Origin of the sequence: Actinomadura sp. 6K520 (assembly GCF_004349245.1) — a bacterium.
Taxonomy (GTDB): Bacteria; Actinomycetota; Actinomycetes; order Streptosporangiales; family Streptosporangiaceae; genus Spirillospora.
In genome coordinates this window covers 88,156-103,436 of the sequence record NZ_SMLC01000001.1, presented here as the reverse complement: position 1 = coordinate 103,436, position 15,281 = coordinate 88,156, and the positions used below count along the sequence as shown (strand labels likewise).

Here is a 15,281-nt window from a genome sequence, read left to right as displayed (position 1 = left end):
GCGCCCGCGTGCGATGCGAACGCGAGAGGGGCATGGCTGGGACCCTAAAGGGTCCGGGCCGTGTCCACTCGCACCGCAGGCCACCAGGCCGCGCGAGGCGAAGCCGGAAAGGATCCCCCAGTGAAGTACATCAAGGTTGCGGCCGCCGCGGCCGCGATCGCCCTGGCCGCCACGGCCTGCGGCGGCGAAGACGGCGACGGGGCGGACGCGGGCAAGGACCCCGCGCAGCTCAAGGTCTGGATGATGGGCGAAGGAACCCCGGAGCAGACGCGGTTCCTCGACGCCGTCGAGGCCGACTTCAAGGCCGAGCACCCCGACACCGACGTCCAGATCAAGTACGTGCCGTGGCCGCAGGTCGCCACCACGTTCCAGAAGGCGGCCGCCGGCGGCGAGGGCCCCGACGTGACCGAGATCGGCAACACCGACGTCCAGTCCCACATCGCGCAGGGCAGCCTCGCCGACATCACCGACGAGTTCAAGGGCTGGGCCGACGGCAAGACGCTCAACAAGACGGCCCTCGGCAACGACCAGGCGGACGGCAAGACCTACGCGGTGCCCTGGTACGGCGGCGTGCGGGGCGTCTGGTACCGCACCGACTGGTTCCAGGAACTCGGCATCCAGACGCCCAAGAACTGGGCCGAGCTGACCGCCGCGGCGAAGAAGGTCCAGGACGAGAAGAAGGTCCCGGGCATCGGGGTCCCGAGCGACCAGACCAACGCGCTGCTCAGCTTCATCTGGGGCAACGACGGCGCGGTCGCCGTCCAGGACAACGGGCGGTGGAAGGGCCGGCTCGACCAGCCCCAGGCCGTCGAGGCGGTGAACTTCTACGCCGGCCTCGTCGCCAAGGAGAAGGTCGCCCCCGAGAAGTACATCGGCAAGAACGAGCTGGAGGGCCCGCAGCGCGACTTCGCGCTCGGCAAGCTCGGCATGTACTTCGACGGCAGCTGGGCGCTCAAGGAGATGAAGAAGATCGCCGACAAGGACGCCGGCAAGTGGGGCGTCTTCCCGATCCCGACCAAGGCGGGCGGCAACGCCCCGGTCATGGCCGGCGGGTCCGACCTCGGCGTCTGGGCCGACAGCGAGGCCAAGGCCGCGGCCTTCGACTACATCACGATCCTGAACAACGCCAAGCACGCCAAGGCGTGGGCCGACTACAGCGGCTTCTCGTCCATGCGCTCGGACGTGAAGTTCTCCGACCCGAAGCTCGCGGTCTTCACCGACATCGCCGCCAACACCCAGTTCCCGCCGATCAGCGCCGGCTGGGGCGAGTTCGAGCAGGCCAAGAAGGTGCTGCCGAACACGGTCAAGGCGATCATGCAGGGCGCACCGGCCGAGGCGGAGCTGAAAAAGGCGAACGAGCAGGCCAATACCCTGCTCAACGCGTCGTAGCCCGCCGCCTCGTCACCTCGGCTGATCGGACCGTCCATGCTCGACACCGCTCCCGCGGTGCGGAAGCCGCCCGGCCGGAGAACCTCCGGCCGGGTGCGCCTCCGCCGCAGGCCCCGACTCGGGCCCTACCTGCTGATCGCGCCCACCGTCGTCGTGATCGCCGTCCTGATGTTCTGGCCGATGATCCAGATCGGGATCATGTCGTTCCAGAAGGTCGGCAACCGCCAGCTGCGCGGCGAGCCGGCCGAGCAGGTGGGCACCGGGAACTTCGAGAAGATCCTCGACGACCCGTTCTTCTGGCAGACCCTCAAGCACACCGTGCTGTTCGCCGCCGTCGCGGTGACCCTCACCCTGGTCATCGGGACGCTGGTGGGGCTGCTGCTCAACCGGCTCGGCAAGCGGATGTCGGCCTTCGTGGCGGGCGGCGTGATGATCGCGTGGGCGACCCCGCCGGTCACCGCCGCGATCATCTTCTCCTGGCTGTTCGGCTCGACCGGCGGCCTCGTCAACTGGTCACTGGACCTGCTGCCCGACGCCCTCGTCGGCGGCGGCTGGAACGACCACAACTGGTTCGCGACGCCGCTGTCCACCTACACGGTCCTCACCGTCTGCGTCGTCTGGCAGGCGTGCCCGTTCATCGCCGTGTCGGTCCTGGCGGGCCTGAAGAGCGTGCCGGGCGAGCTGTACGAGGCGGCCCGGGTGGACGGGTCGGGGCCGTGGCGGACGTTCTGGAGCATCACCTACCCGATGCTCAAGCCGATCTTCCTCGTGCTGGTCGTCATGTCGATCATCTGGGACTTCAAGGTCTTCACCCAGCTGTTCATCATGTCCGGGATGGCGAACCGCGACGCGTTCAACCTGTCGCTCTACGCCTACTCCGAGGCGTTCGGCTCGCTGAATCCGAAGCTCGGCATGGGATCGGCGATCGCGCTCGTGCTGACGATGATCCTGCTCGTGGTGACGGCCCTGTACGTGCGGGTCATGGTGCGGCAGGGGGAGACCAGATGAGACGCTCGCGTGTCCGGAAGATCCTGCTGAACGGGACGGGGCTGCTCGTCTTCGTCCTCGCGGTCTTCCCCGTGTTCTGGATGGCCTCGACCGCGTTCAAGCCCAACACCGAGATCTTCAGCACGACCCCGAAGCCGTTTCCCGTCGACCCGACGCTGGAGCACTTCGACCTCGTGCTGAACGGCCGCATCGCGGAGGTCTCCTTCTGGGAGTACTTCCGCAACAGCGCGCTGCTGGCCATCGCGACCGTCCTCGTGTCGGGCCTGCTCGCGCTGATGGCCGCGACCGCCGTGGCCCGCTTCCGCTTCCGCTTCCGCACGACGTTCCTCGTCATGCTGATCGTGGTGCAGATGGTGCCGCTGGAGGCGCTGGTCATCCCGCTGTTCCTGGACCTGAAGACGCTCGACCTGCTCAACAGCCTCGGCGGGCTCACGCTCGTCTACATCGGCTTCGCCGTGCCGTTCGCGATCTGGATGCTGCGCGGGTTCGTCGCCGCGGTGCCGCGCGAGCTGGAGGAGGCCGCCGCGATCGACGGCGCCGGGCCGGTCCGGACGTTCTTCACCGTCATGCTCCCGCTCGTCGCCCCCGGACTGGTGGCGACCAGCATCTTCTCCTTCATCACCGCCTGGAACGAGTTCATCTTCGCCTACACGTTCCTGAACGACCAGGACAAGTACACCCTCCCGATCATGCTGCAGTTCTTCTTCGGCCGCAGCGGCAACGCCTGGGGGCCCATCATGGCAGCGTCCACGCTGCTCACCATTCCCGTCATCGCCTTCTTCCTCCTCGTCCAGCGCCGCATGGTGTCCGGCCTCACCGCCGGGGCGGTGAAGGGGTGACGACCGACGACATCGCGACCACCTCGGACATCGCCCGCCTGGCGCGCGGCACACTGCTCCCGTCGTTCCCCGGCGCGACCGCGCCCCGCTGGCTGCTGGACGAGCTGGAGGCCGGCCTCGCGGGCGTCACGCTGTTCGCCCTCACCGGCAACGTGCCGAGCCCGGAGTCCCTCGCCGCGCTCACCGCGCGGCTGCGCAAGGCCGGCGACCCGTTCGTGGCGATCGACGAGGAGGGCGGCGACGTCACCCGCCTCGGCGGCCACCGGGCGGGCAGCCCCTACCCGGGCAACGCCGCGCTCGGCGCCGTCGACGACCCCGACCTGACCCGGCGGGTCTACCGCTCGCTGGGCGCCGAACTGGCGGAGGTCGGCGTCAACGTCAACTTCGCGCCGTCGGTGGACGTCAACACCGCCGACGACAACCCCGTGATCGGCACCCGCTCGTTCGGCTCCGACCCCGGTCTCGTGGCGCGGCACGCCGCCGCGTCCGTCGCCGGGACGCAGGAGGCGGGCGTCGCGGCGTGCGCGAAGCACTTCCCGGGCCACGGCGCCACCGTGGACGACTCCCATCTGTCGGTCCCGCTCGTCGACGCCGACCTGGACCTGCTGGAGCGCCGCGACCTGGTGCCGTTCCGGGCGGCGATCGAGGCCGGTACCGGCGCGGTGATGACCGGGCACCTGAACCTGCCCGCGATCACCCGCGGGGTGCCCGCCACACTGTCCCCCGAGGCGATCACCGGGCTGCTGCGCGAGCGGCTCGGCTACCGCGGAGTGATCGTCACCGACGCGCTCGACATGGCGGGCGCGAGCGGCGCGATCGGCATCCCGGAGGCGTCGGTGCGGGCGCTCATCGCGGGCGCCGACCTGCTGTGCCTCGGCCCGAACGAGCACGCCGAGACCGTCCGGGCGACGCTCGCCGCCATCGGCGGGGCCGTGCGGGCCGGGCGGCTGTCGCCGGAGCGGCTGCGGGACGCCGCGGAGCGCACCGGCCGGCTCCGGGAGTGGCTCGCCGGGCGCCCGCCCGCCGCGGTGGACCGCGCCGCCGGGCTGGAGGGCGCCCGCCGCGCCGTCCGCGTGCGCGGGTCGCTGCCCGGCTGGAACGGGGCGCCGCTGGTCGTGGAGACGGAGTCGCCGGGGAACATCGCGGTCGGGCCGACCCCGTGGGGCCTGCACCCGTGGGCCCCCGACGCCGTCCGCGCCGCGGCGGCCGGGACGGCCGAGCGGGTGCTCAAGGACGCCGCCGGGCGCGGCCTCGTGGTCGTCCTGCGTGACGCGCACCGGCACGCGGGCCAGCGGGCCCTCACCACGGCGCTGCTGACCGCCCGGCCCGACACGGTGGTGGTGGAGATGGGCCTGCCCGTCTGGCGTCCGGAGTCGGCCGTCTACGTCGCCACCTACGGCGCCGCCGCCGCGAACGCCCAGGCAGCGGCCGAACTGCTGGGCCTCTGCTAGCGGACGCGGACCAAACCCGAGTGGTCCGATCGGCAAGGGATAATGCTCATATGCGATTGTCCGCCCGGGTCGACTACGCGTTGCGCGCCGCCGCCGAGCTGGCGGTCGCCGGGAGCCGCCCGGTGACCGCCGTCCAGCTCGCCGAGGCGCAGCAGATACCGCCCAAATTCCTCGAGAACATCCTCGGCCAGCTGCGCCGGTCCGGTCTCATCCGGAGCCAGCGGGGCCCCGAGGGCGGCTACTGGCTGGCGCGGCCGGCCGGGGAGATCTCCCTCGCCGACATCATCCGCGCCATCGACGGGCCGCTGCTCGGCGTCCGCGGGGAGCGCCCCGAGCACGTCGGGTACCAGGGGCCCGCTCGTTCCCTGCAGGAGGTGTGGATCGCGCTGCGCGCCAGCGAGCGCGCCATCCTCGAGCGGGTCAAGCTCGCGCACATCGCCGCCGGTGAGCTGCCCGAGCCCGTCCGCAAGCTGACCGAGGACCCGGCCGCCTGGGAGAGCCCCTCGCTGATCTGAGCGTCCCGGAGGAGACATGCCGGAGGGCGATGTCGTCTGGCTGACCGCCCGGCGCCTGCGCGAGGCGCTGGCCGGGCGGCGGCTGACGCGGTCGGACTTCCGCGTCCCCCGGTTCGCGACCGCCGACCTGCGCGGGCGGACGGTGCTGGACGCCGTGTCACGGGGCAAGCACCTCCTCGTGCGCGTGGAGGGCGGCCTCACCGTCCACACGCACCTGATGATGGACGGGCGCTGGCGGATCGGCCCCGCCGGCCCCGCGCCCCGCGACCACCGGGTGCGGCTCGTGCTGGCGAACGCGGAGTGGCAGGCCGCCGGCTACTCCCTCGGCCTCGTCGAGGTGCTGCGCACCGCCGAGGAGGACAAGGCCGTCGGCCACCTCGGACCCGACCTGCTGGACCCGGCGTGGGGCGCGGAGACGGCCGCCGAGTCGGCCGCCCGGCTCGGCGAGCGGCCCGGCCGGCCCATCGGCGAGGCGCTGCTCGACCAGACACGGCTCGCCGGGATCGGCAATGTCTACAAGGCCGAGATCCTCTTCCTGCGGGGCGTCAATCCGTGGACCCCCGCCGGGGACGTGCCCGACCTGCCAGCCCTGGTGGAGCTCGCTCACCGGCTCCTGGACGCCAACAAGGAGCGGCACGGGCACATCACCACCGGCGACCTGGGGCGCGGCCGTGAGCACTGGGTGTACGGGCGGGCGGGGCGCCCCTGCCGGCGCTGCGGTGCCCGCGTCGAGCGCGCCCAGCAGGGCGCGCAGGCGGGTGAGCGCGTCACGTACTGGTGCCCGCACTGCCAGCCTTGACCGCACGGCCGGCCTTGACCGCCCGGCCGGGGGTCAGGCGGCGGTCACGGTGCCGTCCGCGACGGTCAGCACCACCTGCGGGCCGCCCTCACCGCAGCCCTTGCCGTTCGGGAACGTCGCCTTCGGGGTGACGTCGAGGCGCCGGTCGACGAGCGTCCGGCCACCGGTGTCGCGGAGCGTGAGCGTCACCCGCACGGGCGCCTTCGGGAGGCCCTCCACCATGGCGAACCCGGTCTTGCCTCCGTCGGGCGACGCGGAGGCTCCGCAGACGGCGTCCGGCTCCTCGCCCTCGCAGCCCATCGGGACGCTCGTCGACGACGGCCTCAGCTCGATCTCCGGCTCCCGGCACGTTCCGTCCCAGCACACCCGCAGGGACGCGGACGCGACGCGCGCCGCGCCGGGGGGTTCGACGGCGACGTTCATCCCCGGTGACGAGCCGATCGCCGTGCATTCCGCGCCGGCGCCTTCCGCGCCGCAGGCGGTGAGGGCGAGCAGCGCGGCGCCGAGCGCCCCGAACGCCAGAAGCGAGGACCTCGTGGGCGGAACCCTCCGCGTAACGTCCATCCCCCATGATCGCCACATCCGGGACGCGCCGCGCCAGGAGACACGAAAAGGCCCCGGCCCCGCCGGGTGTTCGGCGGGGCCGGGGCCTTTCGCACGCGGGAGCCGTCAGGCGCGCCGGGCCGGAGCCCGGGCATCTCAGGTCTGCGCCTGGAACATCCAGTGCTGCTTCTCCAACTCGGCCGTGATGCCGATGAGCAGGTCCTGGGTGACCTGGTCCGGCTCGTCGGTCGCGGCGACGCGCTCGCGGAACCGCTCGATCATCTGGGCGAGCAGGTCGGTGATCGCGGCGACGACCTTGTCGTCGTCGAGGTAGCCGGCCTCCAGTTGCGGGACCTTGGTGCGGTCCGCGACCGTGCGGGCCCGGCCGTCGGGGTTCACGCCGATCGCGACGGCGCGCTCGGCCACGTCGTCCTGCCCGGTACGGGCGAGGGTCACGACTTCGTCCAGGTGCTCATGGACGACCTTGAAATTGCGCCCGACGAGGTTCCAGTGCGCCTGCTTGGCCACCAGGGAAAGGTCGATGAGATCGACGAGAGCGCCCTGCAGGGCCTGCCCGACCACCTTCAGTGCCTCATCTGACAGCGGGCTCTTGACCGTCGCCATGGGTGGGCTCCTTCCGCATTGTTCCGCTATCCGTTACAACACGGACCCTCCCCGCGAATGCCATGTCCATGCGTGAGGCCGCGCACACCCGCGGCCTGGTCGAGGCATGAACACGCCAAGAGCCGGTCAGGCGGCGACCATGTCCGGCCGGAGCTCGCCGGTGATCTCCTCGGGCGTCTCCGGAATGCTCTCGGCCGAGATGCGCTCGTGCTCGGGCGCGCCCGCCATGACGGGCTCGTGCTGCAGCTCGGCGAGGGCGAGCTGATCCGCGACGTCCCTCAGGACGTGCGACAGCGGGACGCCCAGGGCCTTGCAGATCGAGGAGAGCAGCTCCGAGGAGGCCTCTTTCTGTCCCCGTTCGACCTCGGACAGGTAGCCGAGTGACACCCGCGCCGCCGCGGACACCTCACGGAGGGTGCGTCCCTGGCGCAGCCGCAGCTGCCGCAGTACGTCACCGAGCAGCTGGCGAAGCAGGACCATCGTCTCGCTCCCTCCCTCAGTTCGGACCATCTGCCGGTTCCACCGTACCCGGCTTGACGGCGAGCATGGCAGACCGTTGATTTCGTGTTCGCTGGAGACGTAACGCTGTAATCACCCCTAATCTTCCCGGTGCGCCTGAGCCTTCCCGCTCTCGGCCGCCACGTCAAGCCCCAGCAAAACCCGTCTCAGCAGGTCAAGAGCGTGCACGACCGTCATCCTCCGGATCACCGGGCGGACCTCGGGCCCGGCCTCCGGCACGGGGAGTTTCGGACTGACCACGATGCGCGAATCCCCGGGTCCGGCCACGCCGATATAGACCGTTCCCACCGGACGGCCGTCCTGCGGCTCCGGACCGGCCACCCCCGTCACCGCGAGACCGTAGGTCGCGCCGAGGGCGTCCCGCACGCCCGCGGCCATCGCGGCGGCCACGTCCGGGTGGACGGCCCCGTGCTCGGCCATCAGGTCGCCCGGCACGCCCAGCGCGCGCTCCTTCAGCTCGGTCGCGTACGTCACCATCCCGCCCGCGAACGTCGCGGACGCACCGGGGGCCTTGGTCAGCTCCGCGCCGATGAGACCGCCGGTCAGCGACTCCGCGGTGGCGACCGTCTCCGAACGCCCGGCGAGCAGCCGGTGGACCACGCGGTAGAGCGTCTCGTCGCCGGCCCCGTACACGGCTTGGCCCAGCAGCACCCGCACGCGCGCCTCGACGCCCTCCAGCCGCGTCGCGGCGTCGTCGCCGGACACCGTGATCCGGACGCTCACCTCGGCGGGGTCGGGCAGGTAGGCGAGTTCGACCCCGTCCGCCTCCTCGACCTCGGCGAGGCGGGTCGCGACCTCCGACTCCCACATCCCGGCGGTGCGCACCACCCGGCGCGCGACCGCGGGCAGCCCGGCGGACCGGGCCAGTTCCGGCAGCACGACCTCGTCCATGATCGTCCGCATCTCGAACGGGACGCCGGGCAGCGCGTAGACGATCCCGCCGGGCAGCTCGACGCGCAGGCCGGGGGCCGAGCCGGCCGAGTTGCCGAGGATCCGCGCGCCCTCGGGGACGTCGGCCATGCGCAGCGCCATGGGCTGCAGCTCGCGGCCGGCCCCGGCGACGCGGTCGCGCAGCCGCCGTTCCAGCGCCGGGTCCCGGACGAGCGCGACGCCCGCCGCCTTGGCGAGGGCGTCCCTGGTCAGGTCGTCGTAGGTGGGGCCGAGCCCGCCGGTGCTGATGACCGCGTCGGCGCGGCCGAGCGCGGAGTTCACCGCCTCGATGATCACATCGAGTTGGTCGCCGACGACCACGCTGCGGGTGACCTCGACACCGTGGTCGGCGAGCCTGCGCCCGAGCCAGGCGGCGTTCCCGTTGACCGTGTCGCCGAGGAGCAACTCGTCCCCGACGGTGACCAGTTCGACCCGCATCGCGCCCCTCTCGGCTCTTCCCGCAGCCACGCCCGGCCCCGGACCGGCGTCCCGAATCTACCGGCGATCACCCCGCGAAGCCGCTCCGGGCGGTCGCCGGACGACGGTCCCGGCCCCGCCCCGGTTGACGGAGAAGAACGACCGGTTGAGGACGGAGACGAGGCGGCCTCGATCGCACCGGTCCAAACCTGACCACCTCCGACTTCCCCGTTCGCTCGCCCGGGAAAAGCGGGGGCCGCGCTTTGTGTCCCACGCCACGACCGCCCCCTCCACTGCGCGCACCGGGGCAGGCGGCCGAAGCACGCATCGGCACCGCGTACCGTCGGCGGCCGGGTCTGCCGATCGGCGGACGCGCAGGTCACGTTGTGAGTCATAACTCATTCGCCCGATTCGTCGGCCTGCCCTTCCGCAAGGGATAATCGACCAGCGCGGCGCCCGCGAACGGGGCTGCGGGGCCACGACCGGGGTGGGCGTGGTCCCGCAGCCCACCTCAAGCGGCCTCAATCCGGACTCAGGCGGACTCCGCACCCCGCTGACGCCACGCCTGGACCACGTAGTCCACGCCGGTGCCCACCGTGACGACCAGCGCGGCGCCCATCGCGGCCCAGCGGAGCCAGTCCAGGGGGCCGGGGAGCAGATACAGGCCGATGGCGATCACCTGGAGCATCGTCTTCAGCTTCCCGCCCTTGCTCGCCGGGATGACGCTCCGCCGGATCAGCAGGAACCGCATCAGCGTGATGCCGATCTCGCGGATCATGATGGCGGCCGTCACCCACCACCACAGCTCCCCCATCAGCGACAGGCTGATCAGCGCCGCCCCGGTGAGCGCCTTGTCGGCGATGGGGTCGGCGATCTTGCCGAAGTCGGTGACCAGGCCGCGGGCCCGCGCGATGTCACCGTCGATCTTGTCGGTGAGGGACGCGACGGCGAACACGGCGAACGCCGCGAGGCGCCAGCCGGTGCCGTCCAGGAACAGCAGCCACACGAACACCGGGACGAGGGCGATCCGGACCAGCGTCAGCGCGTTGGCGATGTTCCAGACACCGGCGGGGGGCGGATCCTGGGAGCCCGTCACCGGGTCGGGAGGGCCGGCGATCATGACACGTCCGCGATCAGGTCCACGCCCTCGCTGCCGGTCACGCGGGCCGCGACGATCTCGCCGAGCGCGAGCCCCGCGCCGCGGACGAGGACCGTCCCGTCCACCTCCGGCGCCTGGTGCGCGGCGCGCCCCTCGACGCCGCCCTCCTCGGTCTTGTCCTCCAGCAGGACGTGCACCTCCGAGCCGACGCGGTCCTCGGCGCGCTGCGCGGTCAACTCCTCGGCGAGGCTCGTCAGCTCCTCGACCCTGGCGGCGACCTCGGCCGGGTCGAGCTTGCCGGCCAGGTCCGCGGCCTCGGTGCCCTCCTCGTCGGAGTAGCCGAACACGCCGACCGCGTCCAGCCGGGCGGCGGCCAGGAACTCCACCAGCTCCGCGAAGTCGTCCTCGGACTCGCCGGGGAACCCGACGATGAAGTTGGACCGCACGCCCGCCTCGGGCGCGAGCCCCCGGATCTGGTCGAGCAGCCCCAGGAACCGCTCCCGGTCGCCGAACCTGCGCATCGAGCGCAGCACCGGGCCGCTCGCGTGCTGGAACGACATGTCGAAGTAGGGGGCGACGCCCGGCGTGCCGCAGATCGCCTCGATGAGCCCCGGCCGCGTCTCGGCGGGCTGCAGGTAGCTGACCCGGACCCGCTCGATGCCGTCCACGGCGGCGAGGCCGGGGAGCAGCTTCTCCAGCGCCCGCAGGTCGCCGAGGTCCTTGCCGTAGGACGTGGAGTTCTCGCTGACGAGGACCAGCTCCCGGACGCCGTGCCCGGCGAGCCAGCGGGCCTCCTCCAGCACCTCCGCCGGGGGCCGCGACACGTACGCGCCGCGGAAGGCGGGGATGGCGCAGAACGTGCAGCGCCGGTCGCAGCCGGACGCCAGCTTCAGCGGCGCGACCGGCCCGCCGCCGAGCCGCCGCCGCAGCACCCGCGGCCCGGACGCCGGCGCCACGCCGTCCGGCAGCTCGTCCCCGTGTCCCGGGACGGCCGCCCGTGCCGCCGACCGCTCGACCGGGCTGATCGGCAGCAGTGTCCGCCGGTCGCGCGGGGTGTGCGCGTCGCGGCGGCGGCCCGCCAGGACGTCGTCGAGCCGCTCGCCGATCCCGGCGTAGTCGTCGAAGCCGATGACCGCGTCGGCCTCCGGCAGCGCCTCCGCCAGCTCCTTGCCGTACCGCTCGGCCATGCAGCCTGCGGCGACCACCTTCGCGCCGGAGTCGTGCGCGGCCAGCAGCGTGTCGACGGAGTCCTTCTTGGCCGCCTCGATGAACCCGCAGGTGTTGACGACCACCACGTCGGCGCCGTCCGCGCCCTCGGCCAGGTCCCACCCCGCGTCCTCCATGCGCGCGGCGAGCTCCTCGGAATCGACCTCGTTGCGGGCGCAGCCGAGCGTGATGAGTGAGACCTTGCGGCGAGTCGACATGACCCTAAGGTAATGGGCGCGGTCCCCCGGACCGACCAGCGACCCGAGATCGCGCCCCGCCGCCCCGTAAAGGTCCGTGGGAAGGGTTGTCTTTGGCCGTGGGAGGGGGTGGTGCCGTGGGGAGGACGGCTCGCGCCGGTCAGGCCGGTTCGGGGTCGTTCCTGTCGAAGCTCAGCCGCTGTACGCCCTCGCCCTGGCCGGGTGAACCGAGTTCCTTGCCGTTGACGGTCAGGTCGACGCTGCCGCCGACGCCGATCACCAGCTGGATCCGCTTCTTCGCCGTCCAGTCCTTGACGTCGCCCTTGCGGAGCATGCCGCTGAACAGCGTCCGGCCCTTGTCGTCCTGGGCGTTCAGCCAGGTCGTGCGCCGGGCCTCGACCTGCACCTCGACCTTGGTGCGCGGTGCCGCCGCGACCGGGCCGCCGTTCTCCGGCGACGCGGACGGCGCGGGCGCGGACGCGGAGGGCGCGGGGGTCCCGGCGACCTGCTGTGCGGTGCGCCGCTCGCCGCCGTCGTGCCCGATCACCTGGACGACGCCGTAGATCACCACGAACGCGAGGGCGAGCGCCATCGCGGCGCTCCAGTTCGGCGCCCGGCGCTCCCGGAACGCGACCGGCTGCTCCGGCTCGAACGCCGAGACCGCCGACACCGGCTGCGGCGCGCCGCCGTGCGTCGCGTCGAACTCGGCGACGAGCGGCTCCGGGTCGATGCCGATGACGCGGGAAACGCTGCGGATGTGCCCGCGGGCGTAGAAGTTGCCGCCGCAGAAGGAGAAGTCGTCGGCCTCCATGCCCCGGATCACGGTCTCCCGGATCCGCGTCTGGAGACTCACCTGTGTCACCGAGAGACCCGCCCGCAGACGCTCCTCCGCCAAGGTCTCACCGATGCTCACGCCGGGCCTCCAGGGCAGTCGTCCGCCGATCTCCTGCGACAGCAGTCTAGGAACGGCCATGCCCGCTGGGCGACGGCCGACACGTTCGAAACAGGGCAAGATTTCGCATCATTCCGCAATGCGGCGGCGTTCCGGCGTGCCCCGGCCCTTCCCGGCCTCTTCGCGAGGCACGGGGTCATCCGCCGCCGCGCAGCTCCGCGAGCACCCCGGGCAGATCGTCCGGCTTGGTCAGCACGTCCCGCGCCTTGGAGCCCTCGCTGGGGCCGACGATGTCGCGGCTCTCCATCAGGTCCATCAGGCGTCCCGCCTTGGCGAACCCGACGCGGAGCTTGCGCTGCAGCATCGACGTCGACCCGAACTGGGTGGACACGACCAGCTCGATGGCCTGGACGAGCAGGTCCATGTCGTCGCCGATCTCCTCGTCGATCTCCTTCTTCGGCGCGCCCCCCGCGGCGACGTCCTCCCGGTAGCTCGCCTCCATCTGCCCCTTGCAGTGCTCGACGATCCCGTGGATCTCCTTCTCCGCCACGTAGGCGTTCTGGATGCGCATGGGCTTGCTCGCGCCCATCGGCAGGAACAGCGCGTCGCCCTGCCCGACGAGCTTCTCCGCGCCGGGCTGGTCGAGGATGACGCGGCTGTCGGACAGCGACGAGGTCGCGAACGCCAGCCGGGACGGCACGTTCGCCTTGATGAGCCCGGTGACGACGTCCACCGAGGGCCGCTGCGTCGCCAGCACCAGGTGGATGCCGGCGGCGCGGGCCAGCTGGGTGATGCGGACGACCGAGTCCTCCACGTCGCGCGGCGCGACCATCATCAGGTCGGCGAGCTCGTCCACGATGACCAGCATGTACGGGTACGGCGTGTAGACGCGCTCGCTGCCGGGCGGCGCGGTCAGCTTGCCCGCCTTCACGGCCTTGTTGAAGTCGTCGATGTGCCGGTACCCCGACGCGGCCAGGTCGTCGTAGCGGCGGTCCATCTCGCCGACGACCCAGTCGAGGGCCTCGGCGGCCTTCTTCGGATTGGTGATGATCGGCGTGATCAGGTGCGGGATGCCCTGGTACATCGTCAGCTCGACCCGCTTGGGGTCCACCAGGATCATCCGGACCTCGTCGGGGGTGGCGCGCATCAGGATCGAGGTGATCAGCCCGTTGATGCACGTCGACTTGCCCGCGCCGGTCGCGCCCGCGATGAGGATGTGCGGCATCTTCGCCAGGTTCGCCACGACCGTGCGCCCCTCGACGTCCTTGCCGAGCCCGACGATCATCGGGTGGTGCTCGTTGGTCGCGGCGGGCGAGCGCAGCACGTCGCCGAGGCTGACGATGTCCTTGTCGGTGTTGGGGATCTCCACGCCGATCGCCGACTTGCCGGGGATCGGGGAGATGATGCGCACGTCGGCGCTCTTGACCGCCAGGGCGATGTTCTTGGTCAGCGCGGTGACCTTCTCCACCTTCACCGCGGGGCCGAGCTCGATCTCGTACCGGGTGATCGTCGGGCCGCGGGTGAACCCGGTGACCTGCGCGTCGATGTCGAACTGCTCCAGCACGCCGGTGAGCGCGTTCACCACCGTGTCGTTGGCCTTGGTGCGCGCCTTGGTGATGGTGCCGGGGCGCAGCGCCGACGGGTCGGGCAGCACGTAGATCTCGCCGGACGACGACAGCGGCAGCTGCTCGGTGCGGCGCGGGCCGGGCGTCGGGTCCGGCACCTCGGGGACCAGCACGTCCCCGCCGGCCCCGTGCTCGCCCACCGGGGACTCGCCCACCGGGTGCTCGTCCACCGGGGGCTCGCCCGCCGGCGGCTCGTCGTCCGCGGGCGGCGGGACGTCCGACTGGAACGGGTCCGGTTCGAACAGCTCGTCGGCGAGGTCGCGCCGCGGGCGGGCGGGCCGCTTCGGCTCCTCCTCCAGCAGCGGCGTGTCGTAGGGCCGGGAGTGCTCGCCGACCTCCAGCTCGTCCGGGGCCTCGTCGTCGGGCTTCTTCTTCCGGCGGCGCTTCTTCGGCGCCTCCGCCTCGTTCCCGTCACCGTCCCCGGTCTCGCGTTGCGGGCGCCCCTGCAGCGTGGCCACGGCCCACAGCTCGGTGACCCGCTCGGGGACCCGGTTGATGGGGGTCGCGGTGACGACGAGCAGCCCGAACCCGGACAGGAGCAGCAGCAGCGGCACGGCCACCCATCCGCTGAGCGCCGCCTCCAGGGGCGCCGACACCAGCCAGCCGACCACGCCGCCCGAATCGCGCACCCCGTCCATGTCCGCCGCGGGCGACGGGACGCCCGCGGCGATGTGCAGGATGCCGAGCACGCCGACGGTGAGGGCGGTCATGCCGATGACGATGCGGCCGGTGTCCTCGTGGTGCTCGGGATGGCGCAGCGTCCGCCACGCCAGCAGGGCCAGCAGCACGGGCAGCGCCATCGCGATGATGCCGAGGCCGCCGCGCGCCACCTTCTCCAGCGCGATCGTGACGACGCCGTCCGGCCGGAACCAGGTGACCGAGGCCAGCACGATGGACGAGCCGAGCAGCGCGAGCCCCAGCCCGTCGCGGCGGTGCTCCGGGTCGAGGTTGCGGGCGCCGTGCCCGTAGGCGCGGAAGATCGAGCCCACCGCGACGGCCGCGAGCAGGTACAGCTTGAACAGCAGCTTGAAGAACCCGAGAACCGCCTGGGAGATCGGGTCGGGCTTCTGCGGGGGGCGTCCCCGGCCCGTGCCGCGGCCCCCACCCTTCCCGGTGCCGGTCGGCCGCTTCCGGGGGGTGGACCGTGCCGCGGGCTTGCGGGCCGCGTTGCCCCCCGCACGCGAGGAGGACCGCTTCGCGCCCCCAGACGTACGTGTGGCCATGGTTA

14 protein-coding genes are annotated in these 15,281 nt (G+C 72.3%); 6 read left to right on the top strand and 8 right to left on the bottom strand.

The window, feature by feature from the left end; translation table 11 throughout:
* Positions 1–120 precede the first annotated feature (120 nt).
* Genes E1289_RS00545 through E1289_RS00520 form a run of 6 tightly spaced genes read left to right on the top strand, consistent with a single transcriptional unit; the run spans position 121 to position 6,001 of the window.
* The gene (locus tag E1289_RS00545) at positions 121–1,389 is read left to right on the top strand and encodes an extracellular solute-binding protein (protein ID WP_131974070.1); all 1,269 of its coding nucleotides are present in this window, start codon (positions 121–123) and stop codon (positions 1,387–1,389) included.
* 36 nt (positions 1,390–1,425) lie between these two features.
* Positions 1,426–2,397: a sugar ABC transporter permease gene (locus E1289_RS00540; RefSeq protein ID WP_131974069.1), complete on the top strand. Its 972-nt coding sequence runs from the start codon at positions 1,426–1,428 to the stop codon at positions 2,395–2,397.
* A complete protein-coding gene (locus E1289_RS00535; protein WP_131974068.1) occupies positions 2,394–3,236 on the top strand; it encodes a carbohydrate ABC transporter permease in 843 nt (280 codons plus the stop codon). Before E1289_RS00540 ends, E1289_RS00535 begins: the two co-directional genes overlap by 4 nt.
* On the top strand, positions 3,233–4,687 hold the full coding sequence (locus tag E1289_RS00530; protein WP_243712510.1) for a glycoside hydrolase family 3 N-terminal domain-containing protein: 1,455 nt from the start codon (positions 3,233–3,235) through the stop codon (positions 4,685–4,687). Before E1289_RS00535 ends, E1289_RS00530 begins: the two co-directional genes overlap by 4 nt.
* Positions 4,688–4,737: 50 nt before the next feature.
* Positions 4,738–5,202 carry an Rrf2 family transcriptional regulator gene (locus E1289_RS00525; protein ID WP_131974067.1) on the top strand — a complete coding sequence of 155 codons (465 nt, stop codon included), beginning with the start codon at positions 4,738–4,740 and terminating at the stop codon, positions 5,200–5,202.
* A 16-nt stretch (positions 5,203–5,218) separates the two neighbouring features.
* Complete coding sequence (locus E1289_RS00520; protein ID WP_131974066.1) at positions 5,219–6,001, top strand: DNA-formamidopyrimidine glycosylase family protein; 783 nt, start codon at positions 5,219–5,221, stop codon at positions 5,999–6,001.
* A 33-nt stretch (positions 6,002–6,034) separates the two neighbouring features.
* Here the strand turns inward: E1289_RS00520 and E1289_RS00515 are convergent, their stop codons facing one another.
* The 8 genes from E1289_RS00515 to E1289_RS00480 form a co-directional block, all read right to left on the bottom strand.
* A complete protein-coding gene (locus E1289_RS00515) occupies positions 6,035–6,565 on the bottom strand; it encodes a hypothetical protein (protein WP_131974065.1) in 531 nt (176 codons plus the stop codon).
* 135 nt (positions 6,566–6,700) lie between these two features.
* Positions 6,701–7,168 (bottom strand): DNA starvation/stationary phase protection protein, encoded by a 468-nt coding sequence (locus E1289_RS00510; protein WP_131974064.1) that lies wholly within the window; start codon positions 7,166–7,168, stop codon positions 6,701–6,703.
* A 126-nt stretch (positions 7,169–7,294) separates the two neighbouring features.
* A complete protein-coding gene (locus E1289_RS00505; protein ID WP_131950198.1) occupies positions 7,295–7,648 on the bottom strand; it encodes a helix-turn-helix transcriptional regulator in 354 nt (117 codons plus the stop codon).
* Positions 7,649–7,765: 117 nt separating this feature from the next.
* Positions 7,766–9,055: a CinA family nicotinamide mononucleotide deamidase-related protein gene (locus E1289_RS00500; RefSeq protein WP_131974063.1), complete on the bottom strand. Its 1,290-nt coding sequence runs from the start codon at positions 9,053–9,055 to the stop codon at positions 7,766–7,768.
* A 511-nt stretch (positions 9,056–9,566) separates the two neighbouring features.
* Positions 9,567–10,154, bottom strand: a complete 588-nt coding sequence (locus E1289_RS00495) for a CDP-alcohol phosphatidyltransferase family protein (RefSeq protein WP_131974062.1) — start codon at positions 10,152–10,154, stop codon at positions 9,567–9,569.
* Positions 10,151–11,557 carry a 30S ribosomal protein S12 methylthiotransferase RimO gene (gene rimO, locus E1289_RS00490; protein ID WP_131974061.1) on the bottom strand — a complete coding sequence of 469 codons (1,407 nt, stop codon included), beginning with the start codon at positions 11,555–11,557 and terminating at the stop codon, positions 10,151–10,153. Before rimO ends, E1289_RS00495 begins: the two co-directional genes overlap by 4 nt.
* A 139-nt stretch (positions 11,558–11,696) precedes the next feature.
* Complete coding sequence (locus E1289_RS00485) at positions 11,697–12,449, bottom strand: helix-turn-helix domain-containing protein (RefSeq protein ID WP_131974060.1); 753 nt, start codon at positions 12,447–12,449, stop codon at positions 11,697–11,699.
* Between the two features lie 175 nt (positions 12,450–12,624).
* Positions 12,625–15,276 (bottom strand): DNA translocase FtsK, encoded by a 2,652-nt coding sequence (locus E1289_RS00480; RefSeq protein ID WP_207928702.1) that lies wholly within the window; start codon positions 15,274–15,276, stop codon positions 12,625–12,627.
* Positions 15,277–15,281: the final 5 nt, after the last annotated feature.

What these genes read in the sequence shown, in the direction of transcription:
- E1289_RS00540 (WP_131974069.1), top strand. Translation starts at nt 1,426, where the DNA reads ATGCTCGACACCGCTCCCGCGGTGCGGAAGCCGCCCGGCCGGAGAACC.
- E1289_RS00535 (WP_131974068.1), top strand. Translation starts at nt 2,394, where the DNA reads ATGAGACGCTCGCGTGTCCGGAAGATCCTGCTGAACGGGACGGGGCTG.
- E1289_RS00525 (WP_131974067.1), top strand. Translation starts at nt 4,738, where the DNA reads ATGCGATTGTCCGCCCGGGTCGACTACGCGTTGCGCGCCGCCGCCGAG.
- E1289_RS00520 (WP_131974066.1), top strand. Translation starts at nt 5,219, where the DNA reads ATGCCGGAGGGCGATGTCGTCTGGCTGACCGCCCGGCGCCTGCGCGAG.
- E1289_RS00515 (WP_131974065.1), bottom strand. Translation starts at nt 6,565, where the DNA reads ATGGACGTTACGCGGAGGGTTCCGCCCACGAGGTCCTCGCTTCTGGCG.
- E1289_RS00510 (WP_131974064.1), bottom strand. Translation starts at nt 7,168, where the DNA reads ATGGCGACGGTCAAGAGCCCGCTGTCAGATGAGGCACTGAAGGTGGTC.
- E1289_RS00505 (WP_131950198.1), bottom strand. Translation starts at nt 7,648, where the DNA reads ATGGTCCTGCTTCGCCAGCTGCTCGGTGACGTACTGCGGCAGCTGCGG.
- E1289_RS00500 (WP_131974063.1), bottom strand. Translation starts at nt 9,055, where the DNA reads ATGCGGGTCGAACTGGTCACCGTCGGGGACGAGTTGCTCCTCGGCGAC.
- E1289_RS00495 (WP_131974062.1), bottom strand. Translation starts at nt 10,154, where the DNA reads ATGATCGCCGGCCCTCCCGACCCGGTGACGGGCTCCCAGGATCCGCCC.
- rimO (WP_131974061.1), bottom strand. Translation starts at nt 11,557, where the DNA reads ATGTCGACTCGCCGCAAGGTCTCACTCATCACGCTCGGCTGCGCCCGC.
- E1289_RS00480 (WP_207928702.1), bottom strand. Translation starts at nt 15,276, where the DNA reads ATGGCCACACGTACGTCTGGGGGCGCGAAGCGGTCCTCCTCGCGTGCG.